Source organism: Halorarius litoreus (assembly GCF_024362405.1).
GTDB lineage: Archaea > Halobacteriota > Halobacteria > Halobacteriales > Haloarculaceae > Halorarius > Halorarius litoreus.
In genome coordinates this window covers 2,344,435-2,370,036 of the sequence record NZ_CP101454.1, presented here as the reverse complement: position 1 = coordinate 2,370,036, position 25,602 = coordinate 2,344,435, and the positions used below count along the sequence as shown (strand labels likewise).

Below are 25,602 nucleotides of genomic sequence, written 5' to 3'. Positions count from 1 at the left end.
GCAGGCTGCCCGGGTGGGCTCAGTGCTCGGTCGCGTGCTCCACGGAGCCGTCCTCGCGGACCTGTTCGAGCCCGAGCGCCACCAACTGCTCGAGGACGGCCTGTTCGGTCAGGCCGTACTCGCGGGCGAGCGCCTCGACTTCCCGGGCCTCGCTCTCCTCGAAGACGAACTGGAACCGGCGCATCGAGCGTGGTACGTCCTACCACAGTATAAGTTCTCGTCAGACGGTCGTCATGCACGACGGGTGAGGGGGCGTGGGGACCAGCAGCGAGCCGGGCTCAGCTCGGGAGTCCGCCGGTCGCCACGAAGTAGAGCTGGAGGAACGTCAGGGAGTTGTACGTGCCGTGGACGAACATCGGCACGACGATGTTGTCGGTGAGTTCGTACAGCGCGCCGAGCAGCAGCGACAGCGAGAAGATGACGAACAGGTAGGCGACGACCTGCGTCGGAGGCGCGCCGAAGACGTTCATCACGTGGGCGAACGCGAAGATGACGGAGGCGATGACGATAGCCGGCACTCGGGAGTACGCCTCGCCGAGCAACCCCTGGACCGCCCCGCGGAACAGCAGTTCCTCGCCCGGCCCGACGAAGATGTACGTGAGCGGGATGAGGAACAGCGCGAGTTCGGGGTTCTGCATCCCGTCCTCGACGATGGAGGTCTGGGGGGTGTCGACGCCCAACGCGGTGTAGATGCCGGCGAGGACGGCGAGGAGGAGCAGGAGGCCGAAGATGCCGGCGACGGCGAGTCCCGCGTCCCGGAGCGTCGGCCACCGGATGCGGATGATGTCGAAGCGGTCGCGGACCTGGAAGAAGACGAGGACGACGACGATGAAGCCGATCCCCTGCAGCGAGAGGATGCTCAGGCCGTACTGGACGACGATCTGTTCCTGTACGGCGACGCCGAGCCCCTGTAACAGCGCGGCGAGGAGGAACAGGGTGGCGATGCCTGCGATGGTACCGGCGAGCGCGAGCCCGACGCTCGTCGCGACGGCCCCGACCCGGTCTGCCTCGGGGCCGTCCCCGGGGCTTCCGGCCTGCTCGTCGGCGCTGACGTTCTCGGACACACCTGCTCGTAGCAGGCGCACCCGAATACCTCTTACTCAATCGGTCACGCAGTCCCCGGTACTCACTCGGGGACGCTGACACCGGCCTACGCGTCGGGCTCGACCACTGGGTCCACGACGAGCGTCGACTTCTCGCGGACGGCCTCGGCTTCCTCGAACTCGCCGCCGCCGAGCAGCCCGCGAGCCGCACGCTTCCCCCACTCGACCGCGGGCTGGGTGAACGTCTCGACACCCATGAGCTCGCCCGCGAGGATGCAGGCCGCCTCCATCGACACCAGGAGGTCACCGATGCCGTATTCGTCGACCTGCTCGACCTCCAGCCGCACGTTGGGCTTCCCGGCTGCGGCGAGGCTCGCTTCGGTCGCCTCGAACTCGGCATCGAGGAGGTCGCCGAGCGTCGACCCGCCGAGATAGGAGAGCCCCTCGACGTCCGTCGCGGGAATGTCGAGGTCGCCGCGCTCGCGCGGGCGGACGAGCGTGACGAGCTTGTCGTGGCGGCCAGCCCGGTAGAGCTGGAGCTGGGAGTGCTGGTCGGTCGCCCCGAGGGCTCGTGCCGGGGTCTGCCCCTGCCCGTCCTTTCCGAGCGACTCGGCCCACAGCTGGGCGAACCACTCGGCGAACGGTTCGAGTCCCTCCGCGTAGGGCATGAACGCGTTCGTGTGGGCCCCGCGGCGTTCGAGTGCCGTCGCGACTGCGCCGTACGCGTACGCGGGACAGTCGTGGAGGCTCCCCTGCAGGCTGTCGCGGGCCGCACGGCCACCGTCGAGGACGGCCTCGATGTCGTACCCGAGAATCGCGGCGGGCACGAGCCCGACCGCCGAGAGCGCCGAGAACCGACCCGGAACCCCGTCGGGCACGTCGAGTGCGGGCAACCCGTGTTCGTTCGCTAGCTCGCGGAGGGGGCCCTCCTCGCCAGTCGTGACGACCGTGCGTTCGGTCCAGTCGACGCCCGCCTCGTCCATCGCCTCCTGGACGATGAGGAAGTTCGAGAGCGTCTCCGCCGTGGTGCCGGACTTCGAGACGACGTTCACTGCGGTGGATTCGAGGTCGAGCGAGTCGAACAGTCGGGTCGTGGCCTCGGGGTCGACGTTGTCGAGGACGTAGTGGTTCGACTCGCCGAGCGCGCGCGTGACGGTCACCGCGCCGAGTGCCGAGCCACCGATGCCGACGGTGAGGACCGACTCGGCGTCGACGTCGGCGACGGCGGCCTCGATGCCCGCGGCGCTCGTGGTCTCGGGGAGGTTCAGGCTGACGTAGCCGAACTCGGCGTTCGTCATGCCCGCGGCGATGGTGTCGTGTGCCGCAGCGACCTCGGCGTCGAGCCGGTCGAGTGCCTCGGTGGAGATGCCCGGGGTGGCAACGGAATCGAGCGCGTTGCCGATGTCTACTCGCATGGATGGGTGGGCGTCGGGGGATGGCAAAGGCGTTCGGACTCCGGACCAGGTGACGACGCTCCAGGACGAGTGACGCAGTTGGTCATCCGCCGACATCCGACGTGGGGCCGGGGCCGACGCTCACCGCGGCTCGAAGACGTGGACCGGCCAGTCGGTCTCGTAGTTGAGCGCGACCTCTCGCTCTGCGGCCGTCGGCTCGCGCACCGTGAGTTCGACCGCGTCACCGATGGCGACATCGGCGTAGTCGGCGGCCACGCGCCCGAGGAGGCGGCCACCGTCCGCGAGTTCCACGACGGCGACCGTGTAGGGCGCGTCCGCCGCGAACGCCGGCGGTGGCGTGTGGACCGCCGTGTACGAGAATATCTGGCCCTCGCGCGACTGCGGTTCGACGTCGACATCGCGACTGCCGCAGGCGTAGCAGGCCGGCCGCGGCGGCAACAGCACTTGCCCGCAGTCCGCACAGACCCCACCCAGCAGGTTGCCGTCCGCGAGGGCGTCGAAGAACCCCGGAAGTGTCCGTGGGTCGGTCGCATCGAGACCACCGTCGGTCATGGTGCCTCCGCCGTCGTGAGCACGTGGCCGACGGTGACGGCGTCCGCGACGCCCCCTTCGTTGAGCAACAGGGCCGTCTCGGCCCCCTCGACCGCGCGGTCGCCCGCGGACCCCGTGAGCTGTTCGTAGGCTTCGAGTGCCTGCAAGAGCCCGGTCGCGCCGATGGGGTGACCACGGGCCTTCAGTCCGCCGCTCGGACTCAGCTGCACGTCCGTCCAGCCATCCGCCCGCTCCGCCGGGTCGAGATAGCTCTGATAGCCCGTCCCCTTCGGGGCGAAGCCGACGGCCTCCGCGAGCAGCGCCTCACAGACGGTGAAGGCGTCGTGGACTTCCGCGAAATCGACGTCCGAAGCTTCGATACCCGCTTCCTCGTAGGCCGTCTCGGCGGCGATGCGAGCGCCCGCGATATCGGTCATGTTCCGCTCGGCGACCGCGATGTTGTTCGCGGAGGCCCCGCTGCCCGTGACGCGCACCTGTGGGCGGTCAAGGTCGGCCGCCAGCTCGGCGGTCGTCACAAGGACGACCGCGGCGCCGTCCCCGACCGGCGCACAATCGAAGAGTTTCAGCGGCGGGGCGACGGGGGCGGACTCCAGGACCGTCGCCACGTCGACCTCCTTCGGAAACTGTGCCCGCGGGTTGCGAGCGGCGTTGGCGTGGTTCTTCACCGCGATCTCGGCGAGATCGCGTTCCGTCGCGTCCGTCTCGTGGAGGTAGCGCGTGGCGAGCAGTGCGTACTGGCTGGGCGCGGTGATGCCGGAGCGCTGCTCGATGGCGCGGTCGAACGCCGCCGACAGCGCGTCCGTCGCGCCGCTGGTGCCCGCGGACGTCATTTTCTCGACGCCGCACGCGAGCACGGCCTCGTGTTCACCGTTGCGAACGTCCTTGACCGCGTGGCGCAACGCGAGCGCGCCGGCGGCGGCACACCCCTCGACCCGCTCGGCAGGGACGTGACGGAGCCCAGCCCACTCGGCCAACAGCGTCCCGTACATGATCTGGTGTTCGTAGCGCTCCGACTGGTTGCCGACGTACACTGCCTCGACGAGGTCGCCAGGGTCGGGCAGGTCGTCGAACGCCTCCGCGAGGGCGACCGAGAACAGGTCGCGGCCGGGGAGGTCGGTGCGGCCGAGCGGTGAGGCGCCGGCCGACGCGATAACTGGCTCTGGCATGTGTACCTACCTGGTCTCGACGAACTGTGTTAGACTTTAGCATCCCCCAACTGGCTAAACTATCGAGTCACAGAAGCACGTGGCTCAGATATCCAACGCCGCAGGTGCCGGCGGCATGTGGCGCTTGTGCTCGCTCCCTTCGACTAACTCCACCACTCGCTCGATGGCCTCCGCCGAGACCCCGAGCGTCTCGATGGTCGCGGACTTCGAGAACGGCCCGTCGACGTGCAACGCGAGAATCGCGTCGAGCGTGTCGTACCCCAGCCCCATCTCGCTCTCGTCGGTCTGGCCCTCCCACATCTCGGCGCTCGGGGGTTTCGTGACGAGGTCCTCGGGGACGCCGATGTGGCTCGCGAGTTGCCGAACCTGCCGCTTGTAGAGGTTGCCGATGGGGTTGCAGTCGACCGCCTGGTCGCCGTACTTCGTGAAGTAGCCGGTCATCGCTTCGCTTCGGTTGCCGGTGCCGAGGACGACCCCGGACTCGGCGTTGGCGACGAAGTAGTTGAGCACGCCGCGCGTCCGCACGCGAACGTTCCCGAGCGCCATCTGGTCATCTGCGCCCTCGGGATAGGCGTCGACGAAGGCGTCGACGATGGGGTTGATGTCCAGCACGTCGTACGCGATGTCGAGCATCTCGGCGACGCGCTCGGCGTCGCTCATGTTCCCCTCGGTGTTCACCTCCGAGGGCATGACGAGTCCGTGGACCGAATCCGACCCGAGCGCCTCGACGGCGAGGTGAGCGGTGAGCGTGGAGTCGATCCCGCCGGAGAGGCCGATGACCGCGCCGTCGGCCCCGGCGTCGTCGACAACTGACTCGATGAACGCCGTGATGTGTGCGCGGTGCGCCTCCAGTTCCTCGTCCGAGAGGTCGAGCGAGACAGGAGTTCCCTCCACCAGTGGGTCGGGCTGAGACATTGCGACTCGGTAGGGAGGGACGCGTCAAATAACTGCCGTGGCGGGCGGATTTCTGGACGTTCGTCTACGACTCGCGCAGCGAGAAGTACACGGCCGCGACACCGACGGTCAGCAGGTAGTACGTGGCGACGAGCACCACGTCCCACGCCGCGCCGAACGAGACGCCGAGCGTCGCCTCGACGAGGTCGAGCGCGACCATCGGCAGGTACGCCGGAAGCGCGAGCAGCTGCCCGGGCAAGGAACCCGCGTCCACCGACGCACCGAGCAGCAGGAGCAGGAAGACGAGCAACGTCTCCCGGCGGTAGAGGGCGGTCGAGATTCGAGTACGGGATCTGGAGGTCATCCCCATGCTGTGGAGTTACACACCTACCGACAAGTCTGTTCGGGTGCCCCTGAAACGCTACGTTGAAGTGCGGCGGTGGGCTACGAAAGTTCGTTCGCAACGAGTGCCGTTGGTCCAGTGGTAGGACATTAGCTTCCCAAGCTAATAGCCCGGGTTCAATTCCCGGACGGCACATTTCTGCGCTGAGCAACGCGAGGCGCGAAATTGGCAACGGGAATTGAACCCTGTGAGTCGCAGCCCGCGCAGCGAAGCGAGCAGGAACGTCTCACTCTGGTTCAATTCCTGCTGGACTCGCCCCGTTCGTGCGACTCCCGGACGGCACATAGCGAGGTTCGAACGGAGTGAGAACCTCGATGCGAGCGGGAACGGAGTGACCCGCGAGCACAGTTCTGCGCCGAGATACAGTCCGACAGCCGCGCCCTATCCCTGAATCCGGTCGAAGTCACGAGACTCGATGACCTCGAACAGTTCCGCGGTCGCGTCGGCGTCGAACTTCATCGGCCGACGCCACCACGGCCCCTTTCCGGAATCGCTCGACAGTTCGGTGACGAGCCGGTTGGCGTCGACGCCGGCCTCGCGCGACGAGAGGGGCACGGCCTGGTCGAACAGCCCAGATGTCTCACCACCCAACAGCAGCACCGCCGCGTCCATCGTCTCGCGTTTGACGTGCGCGTTCGAGGCGAACAGGTCGCGGTCGTCGGCCGACAGCGCGTCGTAGTCGGTGACCGGGTCACACGCGAGCCGAAACCCACCGATCAGGTACGTCCCCCAGTCGGGGCTCTGCCACGCGGGCGGGGCATCACTCGCGGTGTCGAGCGTCGCGTAGAACAGCGCCCAGTCGCCTTCAGCGAGGGAGGCGAGCGGGCGGGCCTTCACACCGTGGGGGTCGCCGTACGTGTACGCCTCGCCGAACGGATACTCGCGGAACTCGGGGTCGAGGTGGACCGGGGTGTCCGACAGGGCGTCGGGAATCTCGACCGGGAGGTGGGGCGCGAGGTCGCCGTAGGTGGGGACGGGCTCGCTGGTGGGCTCGGGTTCGGGGATGGGGACGAACGCGAACGTGCCGTCGGCGAACACCGGGCCCCGAAAGCCGGGCTGGTTCGTGTTCGCGCCGACGTTGATGGCGACGGCGCGCGTCATGGCAGCGACGCGCGGAAGCGGTCACGCTCCACGACGCGGAACGTCGTCGTCACCTCGCCGACGAGCGCGTCGTCGGCGCGTTCGACCCACCCCTCGAAGGTGAGCCGCGAGCCGTCGCGGTCGACGAGGTCGGTCGCCACGGTGAGTTCGGTGCCGAGGCGGGCAGCCCCGCGGTGGTGGAGTTCGGCGGAGACGCCGACGGTGCCCGTGCCGTCGGGGAGGTGGCCGTGCAGCGAGTCGCGACCCGTGAACTCGACCCACGCGAGCAGCGCAGGGGAGCCGAGCACGCGAACCGGCTCGTCGGCACCCGCGTCGTGGGCCGCCGGGCGGGCAGGCGGGTCGGCCTGCTCGCCGAAGACGTTCGTCGTGTGTGCCCGTTCGACCGTGAACGTCCGGCTGGCGGTGATGCTGGCGTCGAGCCCCGAGAGGTCGACCATACCTCTCCGGCGGCGGGCGACGGCAAAAACTCAGCGAACGCGACGGAGCGCGGCGTGGCCGACGACACCGGCGACGAACGCCACCCCGACGTTCGTGGCGACGGCGAGGAGGGCCATCCCGACGACGAGCGGTCGGTCACGCGAGTCGAGCGCGACCGTCGCGAGCTGCCACGCCACGGCGAGCAGGAGGACACCGAGCATCGCCAGCGGGAACCCGGCCCAGAGGCCGGCGACGAGCGCCGCAACGAGATAGAGCCCGGCGAGCACGAGGTTCGCCCCGCCCGTCCGCGCGCCGAAGGCGTACTTGCCGGCGAGGCCGCCCGAGCCGTGACACATCGGGACTGCGCCGAGCGGGACGGCCAGCAGGTTCATCGACCCCATGCTCGTCGCGAGGTCGTCGGCGCTCACCTCGGCGTCGAACAAGTCAGAGAGCAACAGCGAGGTCGCCACCGCGGCGTTGCCGACGGTCATCGCCAGCTGTCCGGCGAGTCCTTCCACGGCACCGGTCGTGAGCGTCGGTCCCCCGGCCGGAAATACGGCGAGCGCGGGCACCGAAACCGCGGGCACACCCCCACTCCAGAGCGCGACGGCGGTCCCGACCGCGAGAACGGCGAGCGCGCCGGCCCGTCGATAGACCAGCGTCGCGGCGACCGCGACGACGAGCCCCACGACCGCGACCGTGGGTGCGCCGGCAGCGAGGTCGAACCCGGCGAGCGCGAGCACGGCGGCGACCGAGAGCTGTACCCCTCGAATCACGGGCTCGGCGACGTACCGCTGGATGCGCGCCATCGTCCCGGTTCGCCCGGCGACGAGCAGCAGCCCGCCCGCGAGCAGCCCCGCGGCGACGAGTTCGCCGTACGCGAGCGTCCCGGCGATGGCGAGCCCCGCGAGCGCCTTCATCGGCTCCACGGAGACGGGCAGGCCGTACCACAGCCCCCACACGGCCTGAAACACGGCGAATCCAAGCAGCAGGTGCGGGAGCGACGCCGCCGTGAGCGCCCCGAGCGCGACGACGACGGGGAGCACCGTAACCGAATCCCCCAGCGCGCCCATCAGCTCACCGACCGAGAGCTCGAGCCCGCGACTGTGCCCCTCGAGTGCCGATATCGCCATCCACCGGTGGTTCGGCGCCGACGCTCTTGGGTGTTGTCGGAAATCGAATACGTTTGGCGCAGTCGATATTCGAAACCGTTCGTGGTTACTTGTCGAGCAGCGTCACGTGCGCGTCGGCGACGGAGACGCCGACCGAGTCGCCCTCGGCAGGCGGGTCGTCGGTGAACGCCGCGAACCGCTCGCCGTCGCAGACGAGCGTCACGCGGAAGGTGGCGTCCTCGCGGACGACGCGCTCGACGGTCGCGGCCGTCCCGTCGTCGAGGCGGACGTGTTCGGGGCGGACGGCGACGCGACCGTCACGCGAGACGTCGAACACCGCCCCCGAGAGGACGTTCGCCCCCACGAACTCGGCGACGGCAGCGGTAGCCGGCGACTCGAACACGGCGTCGGGCGTGCCGGTCTGGACGACCTCTCCGTCGCGCATCACGGCGATGCGGTCGGCGAGCGCGCGGGCGGTCGTCCGGTTGTGCGTGACGTGGACCGCAGTGACGGCTTCGAGCACGGTCGCGAGGTCGTCGCGCAGCGCCTGCCGGGTGGGCACGTCGAGCGCCGACAGTGGCTCGTCGAGCAACAGCACCCGCGGGTCGATGGCGAGCGCGCGGGCGAGTGCCACCCGCTGTTTCTCACCGCCCGAGAGCGTCCGCGGCGAGCGGTCGGCGAGGTGCGTGACGCCCATCCTGTCGAGCAGATCGTCGGGGTCGGGGAGTCCCTCCGTCGTGGCGTATCGCTGGCCGAACGCCACGTTCTCGCGGGCGGTCATGTGCGGAAAGAGTGCATAGTCCTGGAACACGAAGCCGAAGTCCCGGCGCTCGGGCGGGTGGTCGGTCACGTCCTCGCCGTCCACGGTCACCGACCCCGCGTGGGGGTGGTGGCCCGCGACGGTCTCCAGCAGGAGGGTCTTGCCCGACCCGCTCGGCCCGAGGACGACGAGCGTCTCGCCGTCGGCCACGTCGAGAGCGGCCTCGACCTCGAACCGCGAGCCCTCCGCGGTGAACGTCGCCGCGATGTCGAACGAGATCATACGCGACGCACCTCGTCGTACGCGAGCCACCGCACGAGGACGAACAGCAGCGCCGACAGCGCGAGCAGGAGGATGCCGACGGCGCCGCTGCGGGCGAGCCCGTTGTCCGAAGTCAGATAGGTGTTGAAGATGAAGACGGGCGCGTGCTGGGTCGTCACCACGTCGCCCGACAGCGGGTAGAAAAACGACACCGAGTAGGCGACGACGGCGACCGCACCGAACTCCGAGACGGCACGGGCCCACGCCAGCACCCCGCCCGTCAGCACTCCCCGGGCGGCGAGCGGAAGCGTCACCCGTCGAAAGGTTTCGAGCGGGGAGGCACCGTGGCTCCGGGCGGCGTACTCCAGTCGCGGGTCGACGGCCTCGAACGCCTCACGGGCGGCGTTGACGGCGAACGGCGCGCTCACGAACACCATCGCCAGCACCATCCCCGTGAACGTCCCGAGCACCGAGAGTTCGGGGAACGCGCCGCCGCGACCCAGCCCGAACAGGATGATGATACCCGCGACGGAGTGCGGGACGACGAGCGGCAGGTCAACGAGGCTCTCGACGAGCGACTGGCCAGCGAACCCCCGTGAGAGCAGGTACGCCAGCGGGACGCCGGTTGCGAGCGCGGCGAGCGCGGCGACGAGCGGCGCGTACACCGAGAGGAACAGCGCCTGCTGGACGTCGGGGCGCAGCGCCATCTCGGCGACGAGCCCGAGGTCCTGCCGGGCGACGAACAGCAGGAGGGGAACGCCGAGCGCCACCAGCAGGAGCGTCCCGAGTGCGGCCGCGGCGGCACCGACCCACTCGTCACCCGAGAGTGCGACAGCCACCGCGAGGACGACGGGCGCGAGCGCGGCTGCCAGGACGCTCACCGAGAGGACGGCGACTCCGACGAGGACGCCCGTGCCGACGACCGTCGCGACCACCCCTCGTGCGGTGCCGACGGTCGCCACCGCGAGCGCGGCGCTGCTGCCAAGGGCGAACAGCGCGTAGAGCGTCGGGAGGCCCGCCGCCTGCGCGAGCGCGAACGCGGCGAGCTGGACCACGACGACCACGAGGACGACCGCGCCGCGGCCGAGCCCCGCGACCGCCGTTCGCCGGCTCGTCTCAGTCGACATACGCGAGGGTGAGGCAGCGGAGGGTCACGATGGTTCCGGTCTCACTGCTGTCTCACTCCTGATTCAGCCGGAGCGGACCGAGCGATTGCTTCGCCTCGGCGTTCTCCATCACGCGCTGGGGGACTGCGTCGGCACCGCCGGCGGGGACGACGATGGGATCGACCGGCTGGAGTCCCTTCTCCTGCAGAACGTCACGACCCGGCTGCGTGGCGAAGTACTCGACCCACTTCGCGCCGGCTTCCGAGTTCTCGGCGACGCTCGGAACCGTCACGCCGTAGGCGATGGGCGCGCCCGTGAACGTCCCCGACTCCGTCTCCACCTCCGCCTTCGCGTAGTGTTTCGCGTACGCCGAGGTCGCTTGCGAGAGGTCGACCTGCGACTGGAGGTCGATGTAGGGGAGGTCCGAGGTGGAGGAGATGGACTGGTAGTAGAACACGTAGTCGAGTTTGCCGGATTCGAGCTGGCCCTCCAGATTGGTCTCGGTGCCCGTCGGCACCGTCGAGTTCTCTCGGAGCTTGTCGTACGTCGCCTCGTCGTACAGTTTCGACCTCTCGAACGCCTTCGTCCCGAGCTGCATCGTCATCACCGCACGGTAGCCACCGGGGTCCACGGCGGGGTCGGAGTGGCCGATGGTCACGTCGTCGCGCGAAAGCACCTCCCACCAGTTGCCTTTCTCGATGTCGTCGGCACCGGGAGAGTCCTCGCGGTACTGGATGGACATGGCGTTCGTCGTGAACACCGCGTACCACTCGCCGTAGTCGGGGACGACGCGGTCGCGGATGAGCCGGAAGTCCGAGACGCCGAGCACGTCCGCCTTACGGCCCTGCTGGGTGATCTTCTTCGTCGACGCGACCGACCCCTTCGCCTCGCGGTTGACGTCGATGTCGGTCTCCCCCTCGAACGTCGGCTCCGCCGCCTCGAACGGCGGCGCGAGGCTCCCCGCGTGGAAGATGGTCATCGTCCCGCCGCCGCCCCCGCCGGCGAGCGACGTACAGCCGGCGAGGCCAGCGACGGCGGTCGCACCGGCGGCAGTCAGAAACGAGCGACGACTCGTGGCGGACGAGCGTTGTTTCGTCATGGATACAACGCCGTTCTTCCCGCCCGGACATAACCGTTTTGCCAGTCGGTCGCACACTCCGTGTATGCGCCCGGAGTACGAGGCCCGCCTGACCGCTGACGGCGTTACATTCGACGCCCGGGATGCGCGACTGCTCCGAGCGATAGACACACACGGCTCGCTCAACGCCGCCGCAAGCGACCTCGGCCGGTCGTACGCCCGGGCCCACACACGACTGACCGAACTGGAAGACGCGTTCGGCTCGCTCGTCGAGCGCCAGCGGGGGGGTCCCGACGGCGGCGGGTCGACGCTCACTGACGACGCTCACGACCTGCTCGCGGCGTTCGAGCGGCTGGAAGCCGGCTACGAGAGCATCGCCCGGAGCGAGGAGCACGTGCTCGAAGGGCGGGTGGTCGGCCGCGACGGTGAACTGGCAACCGTCGAGACCGCGGCTGGAACCGTCCAGGCGCTCGTCCCCCCCGACGCGACCGAGGTGGCCGTGACGCTCCGGTCGGACGCCGTGACGCTCCACGCCCCCTCGGAGGCGCCGCCCGCCGACGCGACGAGTGCCCGGAATCGCCTGCAGGGAACGGTCGTCGGCGTCGACGCGGGGACAGCCGTCGCCCGGGTCCGGGTCGATATCGGCTCCGACGCACCGCTGGTCGCGCTCGTCACCACCGAGAGCGTCGACCGTCTCGTGCTCGAGGCCGGGCAGGCGGTGGTCGTCTCGTTCAAGGCGACGGCCACCCGCGGCACGCCCCAGTGAACGCGGCGACCACTCGGCTTTTCAACATAGCAGTCAAGGGACGGAGATTGCGGCAAGAACCGACGGACACACGCCAGCCACGCCTCGGCGTCGTGCGCTCGTCTGACGGGTATTTATCATACCGGCGGGCATGTCGTCTGCTGGGCGCGCATCGACGGCCTCGAACTTCCCCATCCTCCCCATCGCGCGCCCGGACCTTTCCTTTCGACGCCCCCAGACGTCGAGCTACGCCGACCCGCGGAGGTAGTCGTTGACGGCGTCGAGCGTCGCCTGCTCCGCGATGACGGCGAGCTGGTCGCCAGCCTCGATGGTGGTCGCGGGCATCGGCACGTCCATCTCCTCGTGGGCGTGGCCGTGGGCGTACACGCGAGCGTCGCCCGGCAACTGGAGTTCCACGACGCGCGAGCCGACGTGGGGTGAGCCGACCGGCACGTCGACGGTCGCGGCCGTCAGGTTCTCCGTCAGGTCCGCGAGCACGTTCAAGTCACCACCGAGCAGCGCGTTCTTCGCACCGGCGGCCCCGACCCGCTCGGGGTAGATGATCTCGTCGACGTCGGCGGCGTACTTCTTGTAGATCTCCTCGCGGTAGTCTTCGTCGATGCGCAACACGGTGCGACAGCCGTAGCTCTTCGCGATCATACACGCCGCGAAGTTGACGTTGAGGTCGCCCGACAGCGCGCCGATGGCGTCGGCGTCCGGCAACCCGGCTTCGAGCAGCCGTCGCTCCTCCTCGCCGTCACCCTCGATGGCGTTGAACCCGTCGGCGACGGCCTTCTTCACCTTCTCAGGGTCCAGCTCCACGATGCTGACCTCGTGGCCCTCGGAGTCGAGTATCTGCGCGGTGCGTGCGCCGACACGTCCGTACCCGACGATGACGAATCGCATACCACGCGGTACGACACCATACCCCAAAAGGCTACGCCTGCGTGCGGCGACCGGTGACCCGCGTCTGGACGTGGTCGGGGAACACCTCCCCGACCTGCGTCTCGCCGGCGCGCTCCCGGACGAGTTCACGGAGTTCGGCCTCGTAGTCCCCCTTCGCAAGCTGCTCGGAGGGGGCCTCCTCGACCTCCAGTAACTCGGCGACGAGGCGGTCGACCGCCCCCCGGCCGAACCCGGAGAGCGGCGAGAGGTAGTCGACGTCGCGACGGTCTTCGAGCGACTGTGCCCACGCCCGCGAGACCGTCGGCACGCGGTCGTCACGTCGGGTACCGTCCGCGACGGCGTCGAACTCCTCGCCGGCCACCGCTTCCAATGCGTGTTCGTGAACGAGCTGGATACCGTTGCGGGGGAAACCGTCGGCGAGCATCGTGTCGACGGCCTCGTCGGCGACCTCGGCGTCGAGTTCGACCCGCTCGAACGGGAAGTCGACGGCCGTGGCCGTCGCTTCGGCGTGGTCGGCAGCGTCACCGATACCGAACCCCGCGTGGACGAGCGTCACGTCGTAGAACCGGTCGAGCAGCAGTGCTGCGAGCGTGGAGTCCTTCCCCCCGGAGAAGAGGACGCCGACGCGCATCACCGGCGCTTGATGTTGAACTCCTGGGAGTCCGGCTTGAGCTCCTGCAGCAGCGACTTCATCTTGTCCTCGTCGATCTGCCCCTGCAGGCGACCGCTCTGGGCGAGCGCGACGACCTGCTGTTCGACCTGTTCGGCGAAGTCGGGTTTCGACATCTTCACCGAGTTGAGCCGCTGGCGCGCGCCATCGGTCAGCGCCTGCCGGAGCAGCGCCTGCTTCTGGGCCTCTTGCTGTTGGCGCTGGGCCTCCATCGCCTCCTCCTCGGCGCCACCGCCGCCGCCCTGCTGTTCTTTGAGCTGCTCCATCTTCTTCTTCCGGAGCTCTTCGAGTTCGTCGTCGTTGGGCTGGCCGCTCATACTACCGTGTTCAGGGCGCGGGAGAAAAACGGTTTCGACGCTCAGTCGTCTACGCGTAGCGCTCGAGTTCCGGACGGTCGAGCTCCTCGATGAGCTCGGTCGCCGTCTCGTCGAGGAGGGCACGCCCCTCGCCGGTGACCTCGCGGCCGCGCTTCTGGTTGTTCGAGATGTAGCCGGCCTCCTCGAGCTGCTGGAGGAGCGTCCGGATGACCTTCTTCGAGCCGCTGGTCTTCTGGTTCGGCCGGACGCGGTAGCGCGTCGAGCCCTGCTTCGAGTCGCCGTACGCCGTCGAGAGACGGTCGACGCCGACGGGACCGTCGACGGCGACCTTTCGGAGCAGCGAGGCGCCGCGAATCGCCCAGAAGTTCTCCTGCTCGGGCGGCAGCTCGCGGGAGGTGCCGGTCTTCGCGATCTCCATCCAGTCGGGCTGTTCGAGCTCGTCCTCGAGCTTGGCCGCGACGGCCTCGATGAGGTCCTCCGCGGGTGCGTCGTAGAGGGTAGCCATTACCGTTCGGTTCCGTCGGGGCGCGTTTAACTCTGACGTTATGAGGGTGGCGCGAACGTAGTGAGCGCCACCTCATTGCGAACGGCGAACGCAGTGAGCCGTGAGCAGAGAGTGGCCTCGCTTCGCTCGGCCACCGAAACACAGCCGCCCGCCACTACCCGTTCGACCCGATGATGCCGGCGACCCCACCGCCCACCACGGTCGGGAGCCAGTAGGTCGCCGTCCGGTGGACGACGACGGCCCCGGCCGCGACCCCGCCGGGCACGCCGAGCGCGACGAGCAGCGCGATGAGCACCGCCTCGACGCCCCCCAGCCCGCCGGGAAGCGGCGTGATGCCCGCGATAGCCCCGACGGGAACGACGACGAGGACGACCGCGAACGAGACGGTCTGTCCGAGCGAGAACAGCGAGAGCCACAGCGAGCCCGCGAGACAGAGCCAGCCGAGCGTCGAGAAGCCGAGCGCGAGCGTCAGCCCGCGGCGGTCGCCGGTGACGCGCTCGATGGCGTGGAAGAACCCCTCGACGCGGCTCCGGATGGCCGACTTCTGCGGCGGCGAGCGCCCGGGGACGAGCCGGGCGATGGCGCGGATGAACGGCGTCACCGCACGGATGGCGACGCGCTCGACCTCGTAGCGGTAGCGCCAGCCGAAGAAGCCAGCGACGGGCAGCGCCAGCGCGAGCAGGCCGATAGCGAGCGCCGCCACCCGCAGCCGCGAGCCGAACGCGATCTCCGTCGAGAAGTAGGCGATGCCCGCGGACGCGAGCAGGATGGAGGGGATGAAGTTGAGCGAGTCGACGCTGGCGATGGCCGCGAGGCTCGACTCGTACTCGGTGTCGGTGGCCCGCGAGATGAGTAACGCACTCACGGGCTCGCCACCCGCCTGGCCGAACGGCGTGACGTTGTTGGCGAAGGTGGCAGCCGCGAACACGGCGATGGAGACGGGGGCGGCGATGTGTGCACCGAGCACTCCGAGCACCGTCCGGAGCGACAGCCCCCACGCGGAGAGCCAGAGGGTGGCGACGACGACGACCCCCACGAGCACGGCGGGGTCAGCGCGACCGAGCGCGTCGACCACCCGACCCACCCCGACGACCGCGAGGATGGCCGCGAGCACGACCAGTGCGACGGCGAACCCGGCGGCGGAGGCTCGCAGGTCAACGTCCATAGCCCGGCGTTCGACGGGGGGCCGTTTATGACAATCGGTCCGAACGCCTCACGGCACCGACGCGCTTTTGCGCCGCGCCGCCGGGCATCTGACATGGACGAACGCGCCGCCCTCGCGCTCCTCGGGCGTGACCTCCCCGCGGCGGGCGACGACTGCGCCGTCGTCGACGGACAGGTCCTCACGACGGACATGCTCCACGAGTCGACCGACTTTCCGGCGGGGACGACCCGCTACACCGCCGGCTGGCGCGCGGTGGGCGCGTCGCTCTCGGACGTGGCGGCGATGGGCGCGAGCGCGACCGCCGCCGTCGCCGTCTACGCCGCCCCCACGTTCGAGGAAGCCGAACTGCGGGCGTTCCTCCGTGGCGCCCGCGAGGTGTGCGAGCGGGTCGACGCCGCGTACGTCGGTGGCGACCTCGACGACCACGCGGAGTTCACGGTGTCGACGACGGCACTCGGCCGGACTGCCGACCCCGTGCTCCGGTCGGGGGCAGAACCAGGAGACGCCGTCTGCGTCACGGGGACGCTCGGTCGGTCGGCCGCGGCCCTCCGGTTGTTCGGCACGGACGACCACCGTGCCAACGAGCTGTTCCGGTTCGAGCCCCGCGTGGCCGCCGGGCAGGCGCTCGCGCCCCACGCGACGGCGATGATGGATTCGAGCGACGGGCTCGCCCGCTCGCTCCACCAGCTCGCCGAGGCCGCAGACTGCGGGTTTTCCGTCCAGTCGGCGTCGCTCCCGGTCGACCCGTCAGTCACGGAACTCGCCGACGACGCCGCAGACGAACGGGAGATGGCCGTTCACTTCGGCGAGGACTTCGAGCTCGTGTTCACGACCCCGGACCCCGAGGCCGCGGCCGCCGACGCACCGACACCCGTGGCTCGCATCGGCGCGGTGACCGACTCGGGTGTCGAGCTCGACGGGGAGCCGCTGCCGGACCGCGGCTACACGCACGGCGAGTGACGGTAGCGGCGCCGGCTACTGGATGAGTTCGAACGGAACCGGCGTGAAACACAGCAGGCCGAGCGCGAACGTCAGCACGCCCACAGCGATGCGTTTCCGATCGAGCCCCTCCTCGAAGATGGGGTCGGCAGGGCCTGCATAGGCGAGTCCGAGCGCGACGAGTCCCCAGAACCCCCAGAGGAAGGGGGCGTTCATGCCGACGTTGCCGAACAGGTAGAGGTAGGAGGCGAGCGCGAACAGCCCGGCGGGGACGAGCGCCGCGACGGTCTCCTGTCGCTCACCGAGCATCGCGCGGACGAGGTGGCCGCCGTCGAGCTGCCCCACGGGAATGAGGTTCAGGAACGTGACGAACATCCCGACCCAGCCGCCGAAGACGACCGGATTCACGGCCATGGACGGGTCCTCGTAGGTGAGGGGCTGGCCCGTCACCCACGAGAGTAGCTGGAGCAGCGGTGGATACCCGAACTCGATTTCGACCGCGCTCGGGCTCTCGAGCACCTGCTGGGGAACCTGAATCGGGTCCATGTAGAGCCCCACGATCGAGACGACGACGGCCATCACGAGCCCGGCGAGCGGGCCGGCGACGCCGATGTCGAACAGCGCCTTTCGGTCGGGGATGCGGCCCTTCATCCGGATGACGGCCCCGAGCGTCCCGATGAACGTCGGGATGGGGATGAAGTACGGGAGCGAGGCGTCGACCTCGTGGTACCGCGAGAGCACGTAGTGCCCGAGTTCGTGGACGCCGAGCACGCCGAGGACGGCCGCGGTGAACTTCCACTTCTCGCCCGTAAAGAGGTCGAGCGGGCCCGTGATGGGCTCGTAGTACCACATCGAGCCAGCGTACAGGGTCGTCAGAATCGTCAGCGCGAGCGTGAGGACGTTCACCCACGGGATGCCATCGAGCCCGACGCTCGTGGGGGTGGCGACGAGGGCGTGGCGGTGCGTGGTCAGCTCGACGCCCGAGATGGGGTCGGTCTCCGTGTCCGCGACGGAGGCGAACTGGACGTCGTAGCCCGCTTCCCGGAACAGGGGCCACACGCGCTGTTCGAGGGCGTCGGGGCCGACGCGTGGCTCACCGAGATAGTGGAGCTGGTCGCCGTCGCGGCGAACCTCGTCGACGCTGAACACGTCGGCCAGCCTCGCCGGAGCCGGCGCCTCTGGTGGGAGGGAAGATGGGGGGACATCGTCGGGGGAGCCCGACGACGGGTCGTCGCTCATCACCGGATGGAAGGGGTCGAGGGCGATAAATCCCCTGACCCCGCGATACCTTGGGTAGGGTACGGAGGGTGGGTAGGGTGGAGGGGTGTGAGGTGCGGTCGGGGACCGCGGTGCCTCAGGCCCGGGTGACGCGCCACGTCGTGGCGCTCGTGTACGACCACTTCTCGATCTCGAGGTCGGTCGCGGACTCGCGGAGCTTCACCATGAGGGCGCCGATCTCCTTCGCGGACAGTCCGACCTCGTCCGCGATGAACTTCGACTTGAAGTACACTTCGCCGTCCGATGCCTTCTGTGCGAGGTAGTTCTTCAGGCGGCTCTCTTTGCTTTCCGTCTCGGTTGCGGGGGTGGTCGCACTCATCTGTGACACCTCGCTCTCGCCTTGAGCCCAAGGGAGTATATAAAGGGAGGAATCTTAGGGTTGATTCGAGGCATTTCGGGACGAATCGAAGAAAAACGTACCTTTCACGAAGCAGTTAGAACGCAGTAGACGTTTCACAACGCTAGCTAAGACTTTTTCTCCGCTCATTCAGCCTCGATGACAGGCGGGCCAAGTTGGACCAGATTACTCAAGGATAGGGCCGAAATTATCTCCGAGCCGGAGGACGAACGCGGCGCGCGCACACTGTGACAGGTTGACACGCACCCGGTGGAGAGGGTGGGCAGCCGTCGGTTCGTGGCTAGCGCTCGTGGACCCAGAACGTCTCGGACTCGGTGACCTCCTTCTTGAAGATGGGGACCTCGTCTTTCAGCCGGTTGATGCCGTCTTCGACCGTGCGGAACGCCTCCTCGCGGTGTCCTGCGAGCACGACGACGAACACGATGTCCTCCCCGTCGGGGATGACGCCCGTTCGGTGGTGCATCGCGACCTCGAAGACGCCCTCGCGGGCTTCGAGTTCGTCCTCGATGGCGCGCATCCGGCGCTCGGCGACCCCCTCGTACGTCTCGAACTCCAGCAGTTCGGTCCGCTCGTCGTCCGCGGAGTCCTTCGCGCGGACACGCCCGGTGAACGTCGCGATGGCACCAGCGCGGTCGGCCTTCGGCGAGCGTTTCACCCTCGTGACGAGCGATTCGAGCGTCACGTGCGGGTCGGTGTCGTCGACGGCCGCGACGACAGCTGTAACGTCGAGGCTGGCCGCATCGGACGCCGTCGCCAGCGGCTCCTCATCCGCAAGCTCCCCAGCTACGTCACCGACCACGACCTGCGGAATCCGCGCCTGGGGGAAGCCGATGGCGACCGCGTAGTCGTGGTCCGGCGCGAGTCGGTCGAACGCCTCGCGGAGCGAGAGTCCGTCGCCGTACGCTCGCCACTCCGCACCGAGGTCGTACTCCGTCGCCGGGCGCGCCCGCTGGCGCCCGCCGTCGGCCTCCTCCAGCTTGCGGTTCCGGACCACGGCGACCCGCCCACCGAGCGCCTCGACGAACCGGTCGCAGGCTGCCGCCGCATCCGTCCCGACGATGCCGAACGTGTGCATACCGTGGACGTCCGTCCGGGCGCGCTTGTAGGTGTCGCCCGTCACCGTACAGGGGATACAGTTTTGTTGTAATAGAAACACGTTCGAGTATGGTCCGTCCAGCCCTCCACCCAGGTCGGTACCCGCTGTCGTGGCCTGTGGCCGTCCCGCTCGCCGCGATGCTCGGCGTCTGGCTGCTGGTCGACACGGGAGTCATGACCAGCGACCTCGCCGCCGTCCTCTACCCGGCGGTGTTGCCGTGGTACGTCAGTAGCCTTGCCGCCTCCGCGCTCCGGAATCTCGCACTCCCGTGGCTCGGCAGCGGCCTGCTGTTTCACACCGTCGCGTTCACCGTGATGTGTCTGGAGGCGCTCCTGCTCGGTGGGATCTACACCGTGTTCGCCAGCGGCGTCCGGAGCCTCCGGCGCGGCGACCCCGCGGCCTGAGCCCTGTCGACGGCCGCCACACCCCGCGAGCACGGCGCTTGACAAGTCTTAAGCGCGGCACGGAGTTACCGCGGGTAATGAGAGTCGTCGTGTCCGTCGGCGGGAGCGTTCTCGCGCCCGACCTCGGGAACAATCGGGTCGAGGCGTACGCGTCCGTCGTCGAGGGACTGGTCGAATCGGGTCACGACGTGGCGGCCGTCGTCGGGGGCGGCGGCGTCGCACGCGAGTACATCGGTGCCGCCCGCGAGCTGGGTGCGAACGAGATCGAGCTCGATCAGCTCGGCATCTCGGTGACGCGGCTGAACGCCCGCCTCCTGCTGTCGGCGCTCGACGAGGCCATCGTCGCACCGCGCATTCCAGAAGATTACGAGACCGCCGGCGAGGCACTCCACCGCGGCGACGTCGCGGTCATGGGTGGCGTGGTGCCGGCACAGACCACCGACGCGGTCGCCGCCGCGCTCGCCGAGTACGTCGACGCGGACCTCCTCGTCTACGCCACCTCCGTCGCCGGCGTCTACAGCGCCGACCCGAAGGAGGACCCCGACGCCGAGCGGTACGACGAGCTCACCGCCGGCGCGCTGGTCGAGACCATCGCGTCGATGGAGATGAACGCCGGCTCCTCCGCACCGGTCGACCTGCTCGCCGGGAAGATCATCCAGCGGGCCGGGCTCGAAGCCATCGTCCTCGACGGCAGCGACCCCGAGCGGGTCACCCGCGCCGTCGAAGCCGACGAGTTCGAGGGAACGCGCGTCGTTCCGGAGGCCCGATGACCTCGCCACACACCCTCTCCGAAGCGGGTCGGTTCGACTTCTGGGCCGACGCCGTCGCGGACGCCATCGAGGCGCGAGAGCCCGACGAGCCCATCATCATCAAGGGCGGCATCTCGCCGTCGGGCGTGCCCCACCTCGGAAACATGAACGAGGTGATGCGCGGCCACTTCGTCGCCGAGGTCCTCCGGGAACGCGGCCACGAGGTGAAGCAGGTGTTCACCACCGACGACCGCGACCCCCTCCGGAAGCTCCCCCGGAAGCTCGCGGACCTCGACGGCAACATCGTCGGGCTCGGCGACGTGGACGCCTCTGCACTGGGCACCAACCTCGGGAAGCCCTACACCGACATCCCGGACCCGTTCGGCTGCTGTGACTCCTACGGCGACCACTTCTCGACCCTCATCGAGCAGTCTGCCGAGCTGCTCGGCGTGGACGTCGAGATGGTCTCGAACACCGAGCTGTACGAGTCGGGCGAGATGGACGAGGTGACCGCGTTCATCCTCGAACACCGGGACCAGGCTCGCGACATCCTCGGCGAGTACCAGGACAAGGTCGACGCGGACTACATCCCGTTCAACCCCATCTGCGAGAACTGCGGGAAGATTACCGAGACGGTCACGGGCGTCGACACCGACGCTGGCACCGTCACCTACCGGTGTACGGACATGGAGGCGGGCGGCCAGACTATCGAGGGCTGTGACCACGAGGGCGAAGCCACCTTCCGGGAGGGCAAGCTCCCGTGGCGGTTCGAGTGGCCCGCGCAGTGGCGCGTCCTCGGCGTCGACTTCGAGCCGTTCGGCAAGGACCACGCCGAGGGCTCGTGGCCCTCCGGCGAGGACATCGCCCGCAACCTGCTCGGCGACGAGCCGCCGGTGCCGATGGTGTACGAGTGGTTCACGCTGAACGGGGGCCCCTTTTCGTCGTCGGAGGGGAACGTCATCATGGCACGAGAGGTGCTCGACCTCCTCGAACCCGAAGTGGTCCGCTACTTCTTCGCGAAGAACCCGAAGCGGGCGCGCGACTTCTCGGTCGAACGCCTCGACCAGCTCGTCGACGAGTTCGACCGCTTCGAGCGGCTCTACTTCGACGAAGAAGAGGCAGAAGACGGCGACGTGCGGCGGGCGAAGCGCGCGTATCCGTTCGTCGTCCACGACCCGGACCCCGACCGCGTCCGCATCCCGTACACCTTCGCGGCGGTGCTGGGGATGACCGACGACCCCGCGTTGCGAGAGACGATGGCCCGGCGGTCGGGCCACATCCCCGACGATGCCTCTGCGTCCGAAGTCGAGGCGGCACTCGCTCGGGTCGAGAAGGCGCGCAACTGGGCCGTCCGCACGGACAACGAGTACAACTACCGGCTCGCCGAGGAGCTCCCCGACGTCGACTTCGACGCGGACACCACGGCGGCGCTCGCAGCGCTCGCGGACTTCATCGAAGCCGAAGCCCCGGACGACGAGGCGCTGCAGGGCCAGATTTACGAGACCGCCCGCGAACACGACGTCGAGGTCGGCGACTTCTTCACCGCCGGCTACCGGTTGTTCCTGAACGAGGACCAGGGGCCGCGGCTCGGGCCGTTCCTCGCGGCGCTCGACACCGCGTTCGTGCTCAAGCGGCTTCGGCTGGAGGCGTAGGAGCCCGGGTTTTCGGCCTCGATAGCTACCAAAGTGTCCAGGGCGGGACTGAGAGGGGCCGCGTTCTCGGGGAATCAGGACGTTTCTGCAACTCCCACGCAGCTCACGGGTCGTCGCGTCGCTCCTCCCCGTTCGCCATGCCGTGCTCCTCGTGGTTCCCTGCGGTCACCGCTCGGAGCACGCACCCGGAACCCTCTTTGAACCACACCCCGTCTACCCAGCCAATGGTGGACACGCTGACCCTCGTACTCGCGGGGGTCGTCCTCTACACGGTACTCGCATACGCCCTCAAGATGCGAGGGCTCCTCCCCGAGTGGCTCCGCGTCTCCGGGCCGATAACGACCCTCCACACCCAGAAGGGGAAGGCGTTCCTCGACTGGCTCGCCCAGCCGAAGCGCTTCTGGCGGGCGTGGGGCAACTTCGGCGTCGGCGTGGCCCTCGTCGTCATGGTCGGGACGTTCGCGCTCGTCATCTTCGCGGGCTTGCAGGCGCTCTCGAACCCGACACCCACGCCCCTGAACCAGCCGCGGAACGTGCTGGCGATTCCCGGCGTCAACGACTTCCTGCCGCTCTCCGCCGCGGTGGAAATCATCCTCGGGCTGCTCATCGGCCTCGTCGTCCACGAGGGGGGCCACGGGCTGATGTGCCGGGTCGAGAACATCGATATCGACTCGATGGGGCTCGCAGCACTCGCGTTCATCCCCATCGGCGCGTTCGTCGAACCCGACGAGGAGTCGCGCAACGCCGCGAACCGCGGGGCACAGACCCGGATGTTCGCCGCGGGCGTGATGAACAACTTCGCGGTCGCGATCATCGCGTTCGCCCTCCTCTTCGGCCCCGTCGTCGGCTCCATCGCCGTCGTCTCCGGTGTGCCCATCGGCGGCACTATCCCCGGCTCCGCTGCCGACCAGGCAGGCGTCGACCGCGGCTCGGTCATCACGGCCGTGAACGGCCAGCAGGTCGAGGACGCCGCCGCACTGGAGACCGCGCTCGCCGACATCGACGAGCGGACGGTCGAGGTGACGCTTCGCGGTGGTGAGACGGTCAGCGTCGAGCGGTCGCTCGTCGTCACCGGCGCCGTCGCTGACGCTCCGCTGCCCGTGAACTCGACCATCGTGGCCGTCAACGACACCGCGGTCCACACCCAGGGGGCGCTCGAACGCGAACTGGCGAACCGGTCGGTCGCCACGCTCGAAACCGACGACGGGACGACCGTCACCGCGCCGATGGGGGCGTACACACAGGTACTCTCGGCCGACCGTGGGAGCCCGACGCCGCTGGCTGACGCCGGCGCACCCGGCGGTGAGACCCTCGTCATCACCCGGATGGACGACACGCGCATCGTCGACGCCGCCGACCTCAACGCCTTCCTCGACGCGACGAGCGCGGACCAGCAGGTCACGGTCGTCGGCTACGTCGACGGCGAGCGCCGGAGCTACGACGTGACGCTCGCGGACCACCCGCAAGAGGACACCGGCTTCCTCGGCGTCGGGGGGCTCCAGCCCGGCGTCACCGGGATGGCGCTCGACGACTTCGGCACCGACGACTACCCGGCGGCGTTCTTCCTCGCCGTCCTCGGGGGCGGCGATGTGAACCTCCCGGTCGACTCCCCGTTCGTCCGCGCGTATCTCGCCATCACGCTCCCGTTCGCGAGCGTCACGCTCGGGACGGGCTACAACTTCCCCGGCTTCGTCGGCATCTACGAGAACTTCTACGTCGCCGCGGGCGGCCCGCTGTCGTTCTTGGGGACGGGTGGCCTCCTCCTCCTCGGCAGCGTGCTGTTCTGGACGGCGTGGATCAACATCATCATCGGCCAGTTCAACTGCACGCCGGCGTTCCCGCTCGACGGCGGCCACATCCTCCGCACCTCGACGCAGGCGATCGTCTCGCGGCTCCCCGTCGAGAACGGCTACGCCCTGACGAAAGCCGTCACCACAGGGGTCGGCCTCATGATGCTGTTCGGCCTGCTACTGATGGTGTTCGGCCCGCAGCTGCTCGCCTGACTCACTCGGCGGGCCACTCTTCGGCGAGCATGTCGTACCGGACCATGTCGTGGTAGCGCCCGCGCTGGAACACCGCGTCGCGGGCGACCCCTACCTCCGTGAACCCGAGGGATTCGAGCGTCGCCCGCGAGGCGTCGTTGTCCCGGAGGGCTTTGGCCCGGATGCGGTGGAGCCCCAGCCCCTCGAAGCCGTGGCCGACGAGCAGTTCGGTCGCCTCCCGGCCGTATCCTTCGCCGTGGTACTCCGGCAGGAGCCACGCCGCCAACTCCGCCGAGTGACGCGACACGTCGAACAGGACGGCTGCGCCGACAGCCTCGTCGTCCGGGCACACGAGCAGATTGACGTTGTCACCGTCGACGATGACGTTCTCGTAGAACGACTCGACCTCGTCGCTCGTCGACGGCGTGGTGAACGTCAGCCACTCGCGGATGGCCGGGTCGTTTCTCGAGCGCTGAAGCAGGTCGAGGTCCTCGCGCTCGACGGTCCGGAGGTCGATACGGTCGCCTTCGAGGAACGTGGGACCGGGCATACCGTGACTGGGCGTGGGGGTGGCCAAAGGCGTTTGGTGAAGCGCGCTTCACCCGACCGCTTTTGTCACCCGACGAGTACCTCAGGTATGGACGCGCCCGACCCGGAGGTCGTCGCCGACGCGTTCGACCTCCTCTCGGACCCCCTCCGGGTCCGCATCCTCACGACGCTGTGGGAGGAGGACCGCCGCGGCCCGACGAGCTACTCGGACCTGCAGGACGCGGTCGGCGTCCGCGACTCCGGCCGGTTCAACTACCACCTCTCACAGTTGACGGATCGCTACCTCCGGAAGACCGACGAGGGGTACGCGATGCGCCCGGCGGGCGTCCAGGTCGTCGACCTGCTCGCCTCCGGCGTGTTCGGGGAGATACCCGAGCGCGGTCCGGTCGACCTCGAGACGACCTGCCCCCGCTGTTCGGCCGACCTCGAACTCGAGTACCGTGACGGCGAGACCGTCGTCGAGTGCCCGGACTGCGAGCTGATCGCCTGCTGGCTGCTCTTTCCGCCCGCCGGCGTCCGCGACCGCGACGACGAGTCGCTGGCGTGGGGAGCACACGTCCGCTCGCGCGAGTACAACCGGATGGCGAACGCTGGGCTGTGTCCGTTCTGCAGCCGCGAGATCGCCATCGAACTCGTCCACCCCGACGAGGTACCGCTGGACGGCCACCACGTCCTCAAGCGCTGTGCCGGCTGTGAGGCGCGCCTCTGGTCGTCGCTGGGGTCGTACTTGCTCGACCACCCCGCGGTCGTCGCGTTCCTCTGGGACCACGGCGAGTCGGTCGACGACCACCCGTACTGGGCGTTCGACTTCGTGATGGACCCGGCGGTCGAACTGCTGTCCGAGGACCCGGTCCACTACCGCCAGACCATCGAGCGCGACGGCGAGCGACTGGAGGTGGAGGTGGCCCCGGACGGCGAGGTCGTCACGACCCGCCGGGTCCGCGGCGACGCGTAGGTGAAGGGTCCTTCGCAAATCGCT

Annotated in this window: 29 protein-coding genes and 1 tRNA gene; 8 read left to right on the top strand and 22 right to left on the bottom strand. The window is 69.1% G+C overall.

The genetic code is table 11. The features are described 5' to 3' along the window. Nucleotides 1-19 precede the first annotated feature (19 nt). The 7 genes from NL126_RS12165 to NL126_RS12135 all read right to left on the bottom strand — a co-directional run bounded on the left by NL126_RS12165 (nucleotide 20) and on the right by NL126_RS12135 (nucleotide 5,434). Entirely contained in the window at nucleotides 20-184 is a 165-nt protein-coding gene (locus NL126_RS12165; RefSeq protein WP_255195144.1) for a CopG family transcriptional regulator, read from the bottom strand. A 94-nt stretch (nucleotides 185-278) separates the two neighbouring features. Beyond that, complete coding sequence (locus tag NL126_RS12160) at nucleotides 279-1,064, bottom strand: CPBP family intramembrane glutamic endopeptidase (RefSeq protein WP_255195143.1); 786 nt, start codon at nucleotides 1,062-1,064, stop codon at nucleotides 279-281. An 86-nt stretch (nucleotides 1,065-1,150) separates the two neighbouring features. After that, nucleotides 1,151-2,458 carry a phosphoglucose isomerase-related protein gene (locus NL126_RS12155; RefSeq protein WP_255195142.1) on the bottom strand — a complete coding sequence of 436 codons (1,308 nt, stop codon included), beginning with the start codon at nucleotides 2,456-2,458 and terminating at the stop codon, nucleotides 1,151-1,153. A gap of 120 nt (nucleotides 2,459-2,578) precedes the next feature. Then, nucleotides 2,579-3,010 carry a Zn-ribbon domain-containing OB-fold protein gene (locus NL126_RS12150; RefSeq protein ID WP_255195141.1) on the bottom strand — a complete coding sequence of 144 codons (432 nt, stop codon included), beginning with the start codon at nucleotides 3,008-3,010 and terminating at the stop codon, nucleotides 2,579-2,581. Next, nucleotides 3,007-4,176, bottom strand: a complete 1,170-nt coding sequence (locus NL126_RS12145) for a thiolase C-terminal domain-containing protein (RefSeq protein WP_255195140.1) — start codon at nucleotides 4,174-4,176, stop codon at nucleotides 3,007-3,009. Before NL126_RS12145 ends, NL126_RS12150 begins: the two co-directional genes overlap by 4 nt. 84 nt (nucleotides 4,177-4,260) lie before the next feature. Beyond that, a complete protein-coding gene (locus NL126_RS12140) occupies nucleotides 4,261-5,091 on the bottom strand; it encodes an NAD+ synthase (protein ID WP_255195139.1) in 831 nt (276 codons plus the stop codon). 64 nt (nucleotides 5,092-5,155) lie between these two features. Next, complete coding sequence (locus NL126_RS12135; RefSeq protein WP_255195138.1) at nucleotides 5,156-5,434, bottom strand: hypothetical protein; 279 nt, start codon at nucleotides 5,432-5,434, stop codon at nucleotides 5,156-5,158. A 103-nt stretch (nucleotides 5,435-5,537) separates the two neighbouring features. On the opposite strand from NL126_RS12135, the gene NL126_RS12130 reads away from it, so the two are divergent. Further along, nucleotides 5,538-5,608 (top strand) — tRNA-Gly (locus NL126_RS12130). Between the two features lie 246 nt (nucleotides 5,609-5,854). On the opposite strand, the gene NL126_RS12125 is transcribed toward NL126_RS12130, so the two are convergent. From NL126_RS12125 to NL126_RS12100, 6 genes are all read right to left on the bottom strand, one after another. Continuing rightward, nucleotides 5,855-6,574: an Nmad3 family putative nucleotide modification protein gene (locus tag NL126_RS12125; protein ID WP_255195137.1), complete on the bottom strand. Its 720-nt coding sequence runs from the start codon at nucleotides 6,572-6,574 to the stop codon at nucleotides 5,855-5,857. Next, the gene (locus tag NL126_RS12120; protein ID WP_255195136.1) at nucleotides 6,571-7,011 is read right to left on the bottom strand and encodes a thioesterase family protein; all 441 of its coding nucleotides are present in this window, start codon (nucleotides 7,009-7,011) and stop codon (nucleotides 6,571-6,573) included. Before NL126_RS12120 ends, NL126_RS12125 begins: the two co-directional genes overlap by 4 nt. Nucleotides 7,012-7,041: 30 nt before the next feature. Beyond that, nucleotides 7,042-8,124, bottom strand: coding sequence for a putative sulfate/molybdate transporter (locus NL126_RS12115; RefSeq protein WP_255195135.1), 1,083 nt, complete (start codon nucleotides 8,122-8,124; stop codon nucleotides 7,042-7,044). 85 nt (nucleotides 8,125-8,209) lie between these two features. Next, entirely contained in the window at nucleotides 8,210-9,145 is a 936-nt protein-coding gene (locus NL126_RS12110; RefSeq protein ID WP_255195134.1) for an ABC transporter ATP-binding protein, read from the bottom strand. Beyond that, a complete protein-coding gene (locus NL126_RS12105; RefSeq protein WP_255195133.1) occupies nucleotides 9,142-10,251 on the bottom strand; it encodes an ABC transporter permease in 1,110 nt (369 codons plus the stop codon). The genes NL126_RS12110 and NL126_RS12105 overlap by 4 nt, the downstream gene beginning before the upstream one ends. A gap of 52 nt (nucleotides 10,252-10,303) precedes the next feature. Continuing rightward, nucleotides 10,304-11,329: an extracellular solute-binding protein gene (locus NL126_RS12100; protein WP_255195132.1), complete on the bottom strand. Its 1,026-nt coding sequence runs from the start codon at nucleotides 11,327-11,329 to the stop codon at nucleotides 10,304-10,306. Between the two features lie 64 nt (nucleotides 11,330-11,393). Here NL126_RS12100 and NL126_RS12095 point away from each other — a divergent pair, with 64 nt between their 5' ends. Beyond that, a complete protein-coding gene (locus NL126_RS12095; protein WP_255195131.1) occupies nucleotides 11,394-12,074 on the top strand; it encodes a TOBE domain-containing protein in 681 nt (226 codons plus the stop codon). Nucleotides 12,075-12,299: 225 nt separating this feature from the next. Here NL126_RS12095 and NL126_RS12090 read toward each other — a convergent pair whose 3' ends face one another. The 5 genes from NL126_RS12090 to NL126_RS12070 form a co-directional block, all read right to left on the bottom strand. Continuing rightward, nucleotides 12,300-12,959, bottom strand: a complete 660-nt coding sequence (locus tag NL126_RS12090; protein ID WP_255195130.1) for a potassium channel family protein — start codon at nucleotides 12,957-12,959, stop codon at nucleotides 12,300-12,302. A 31-nt stretch (nucleotides 12,960-12,990) separates the two neighbouring features. Further along, nucleotides 12,991-13,590, bottom strand: a complete 600-nt coding sequence (locus NL126_RS12085) for a DUF7411 family protein (RefSeq protein ID WP_255195129.1) — start codon at nucleotides 13,588-13,590, stop codon at nucleotides 12,991-12,993. After that, nucleotides 13,590-13,946 (bottom strand): DNA-binding protein, encoded by a 357-nt coding sequence (locus NL126_RS12080; RefSeq protein WP_255195128.1) that lies wholly within the window; start codon nucleotides 13,944-13,946, stop codon nucleotides 13,590-13,592. Before NL126_RS12080 ends, NL126_RS12085 begins: the two co-directional genes overlap by 1 nt. A gap of 49 nt (nucleotides 13,947-13,995) precedes the next feature. Further along, nucleotides 13,996-14,451, bottom strand: a complete 456-nt coding sequence (locus NL126_RS12075) for a 30S ribosomal protein S19e (RefSeq protein WP_255195127.1) — start codon at nucleotides 14,449-14,451, stop codon at nucleotides 13,996-13,998. Between the two features lie 154 nt (nucleotides 14,452-14,605). Next, a complete protein-coding gene (locus tag NL126_RS12070) occupies nucleotides 14,606-15,616 on the bottom strand; it encodes a flippase-like domain-containing protein (protein ID WP_255195126.1) in 1,011 nt (336 codons plus the stop codon). 93 nt (nucleotides 15,617-15,709) lie between these two features. Here NL126_RS12070 and thiL point away from each other — a divergent pair, with 93 nt between their 5' ends. Next, a complete protein-coding gene (gene thiL / locus NL126_RS12065) occupies nucleotides 15,710-16,576 on the top strand; it encodes a thiamine-phosphate kinase (protein ID WP_255195125.1) in 867 nt (288 codons plus the stop codon). A 15-nt stretch (nucleotides 16,577-16,591) separates the two neighbouring features. Here the strand turns inward: thiL and NL126_RS12060 are convergent, their stop codons facing one another. The 3 genes from NL126_RS12060 to NL126_RS12050 all read right to left on the bottom strand — a co-directional run bounded on the left by NL126_RS12060 (nucleotide 16,592) and on the right by NL126_RS12050 (nucleotide 19,266). Further along, the gene (locus NL126_RS12060) at nucleotides 16,592-17,794 is read right to left on the bottom strand and encodes a site-2 protease family protein (protein WP_255195124.1); all 1,203 of its coding nucleotides are present in this window, start codon (nucleotides 17,792-17,794) and stop codon (nucleotides 16,592-16,594) included. Between the two features lie 115 nt (nucleotides 17,795-17,909). Next, nucleotides 17,910-18,152 carry a DUF7123 family protein gene (locus NL126_RS12055; protein ID WP_255195123.1) on the bottom strand — a complete coding sequence of 81 codons (243 nt, stop codon included), beginning with the start codon at nucleotides 18,150-18,152 and terminating at the stop codon, nucleotides 17,910-17,912. A gap of 319 nt (nucleotides 18,153-18,471) precedes the next feature. Beyond that, nucleotides 18,472-19,266: a molybdopterin synthase gene (locus NL126_RS12050; RefSeq protein ID WP_255198843.1), complete on the bottom strand. Its 795-nt coding sequence runs from the start codon at nucleotides 19,264-19,266 to the stop codon at nucleotides 18,472-18,474. Between the two features lie 89 nt (nucleotides 19,267-19,355). On the opposite strand from NL126_RS12050, the gene NL126_RS12045 reads away from it, so the two are divergent. The 4 genes from NL126_RS12045 to NL126_RS12030 all read left to right on the top strand — a co-directional run bounded on the left by NL126_RS12045 (nucleotide 19,356) and on the right by NL126_RS12030 (nucleotide 24,095). Beyond that, the gene (locus NL126_RS12045; RefSeq protein WP_255195122.1) at nucleotides 19,356-19,691 is read left to right on the top strand and encodes a hypothetical protein; all 336 of its coding nucleotides are present in this window, start codon (nucleotides 19,356-19,358) and stop codon (nucleotides 19,689-19,691) included. 77 nt (nucleotides 19,692-19,768) lie between these two features. Then, nucleotides 19,769-20,461: a UMP kinase gene (gene pyrH / locus NL126_RS12040; protein WP_255195121.1), complete on the top strand. Its 693-nt coding sequence runs from the start codon at nucleotides 19,769-19,771 to the stop codon at nucleotides 20,459-20,461. Beyond that, entirely contained in the window at nucleotides 20,458-22,092 is a 1,635-nt protein-coding gene (gene lysS / locus NL126_RS12035; RefSeq protein ID WP_255195120.1) for a lysine--tRNA ligase, read from the top strand. The genes pyrH and lysS overlap by 4 nt, the downstream gene beginning before the upstream one ends. Nucleotides 22,093-22,316: 224 nt before the next feature. Beyond that, nucleotides 22,317-24,095, top strand: coding sequence for a site-2 protease family protein (locus NL126_RS12030; RefSeq protein ID WP_255195119.1), 1,779 nt, complete (start codon nucleotides 22,317-22,319; stop codon nucleotides 24,093-24,095). Between the two features lies 1 nt (nucleotide 24,096). Here the strand turns inward: NL126_RS12030 and NL126_RS12025 are convergent, their stop codons facing one another. Further along, on the bottom strand, nucleotides 24,097-24,624 hold the full coding sequence (locus NL126_RS12025) for a GNAT family N-acetyltransferase (protein ID WP_255195118.1): 528 nt from the start codon (nucleotides 24,622-24,624) through the stop codon (nucleotides 24,097-24,099). An 87-nt stretch (nucleotides 24,625-24,711) separates the two neighbouring features. Here NL126_RS12025 and NL126_RS12020 point away from each other — a divergent pair, with 87 nt between their 5' ends. Beyond that, nucleotides 24,712-25,578, top strand: coding sequence for a winged helix-turn-helix domain-containing protein (locus NL126_RS12020; protein ID WP_255195117.1), 867 nt, complete (start codon nucleotides 24,712-24,714; stop codon nucleotides 25,576-25,578). Nucleotides 25,579-25,602 lie beyond the last annotated feature (24 nt).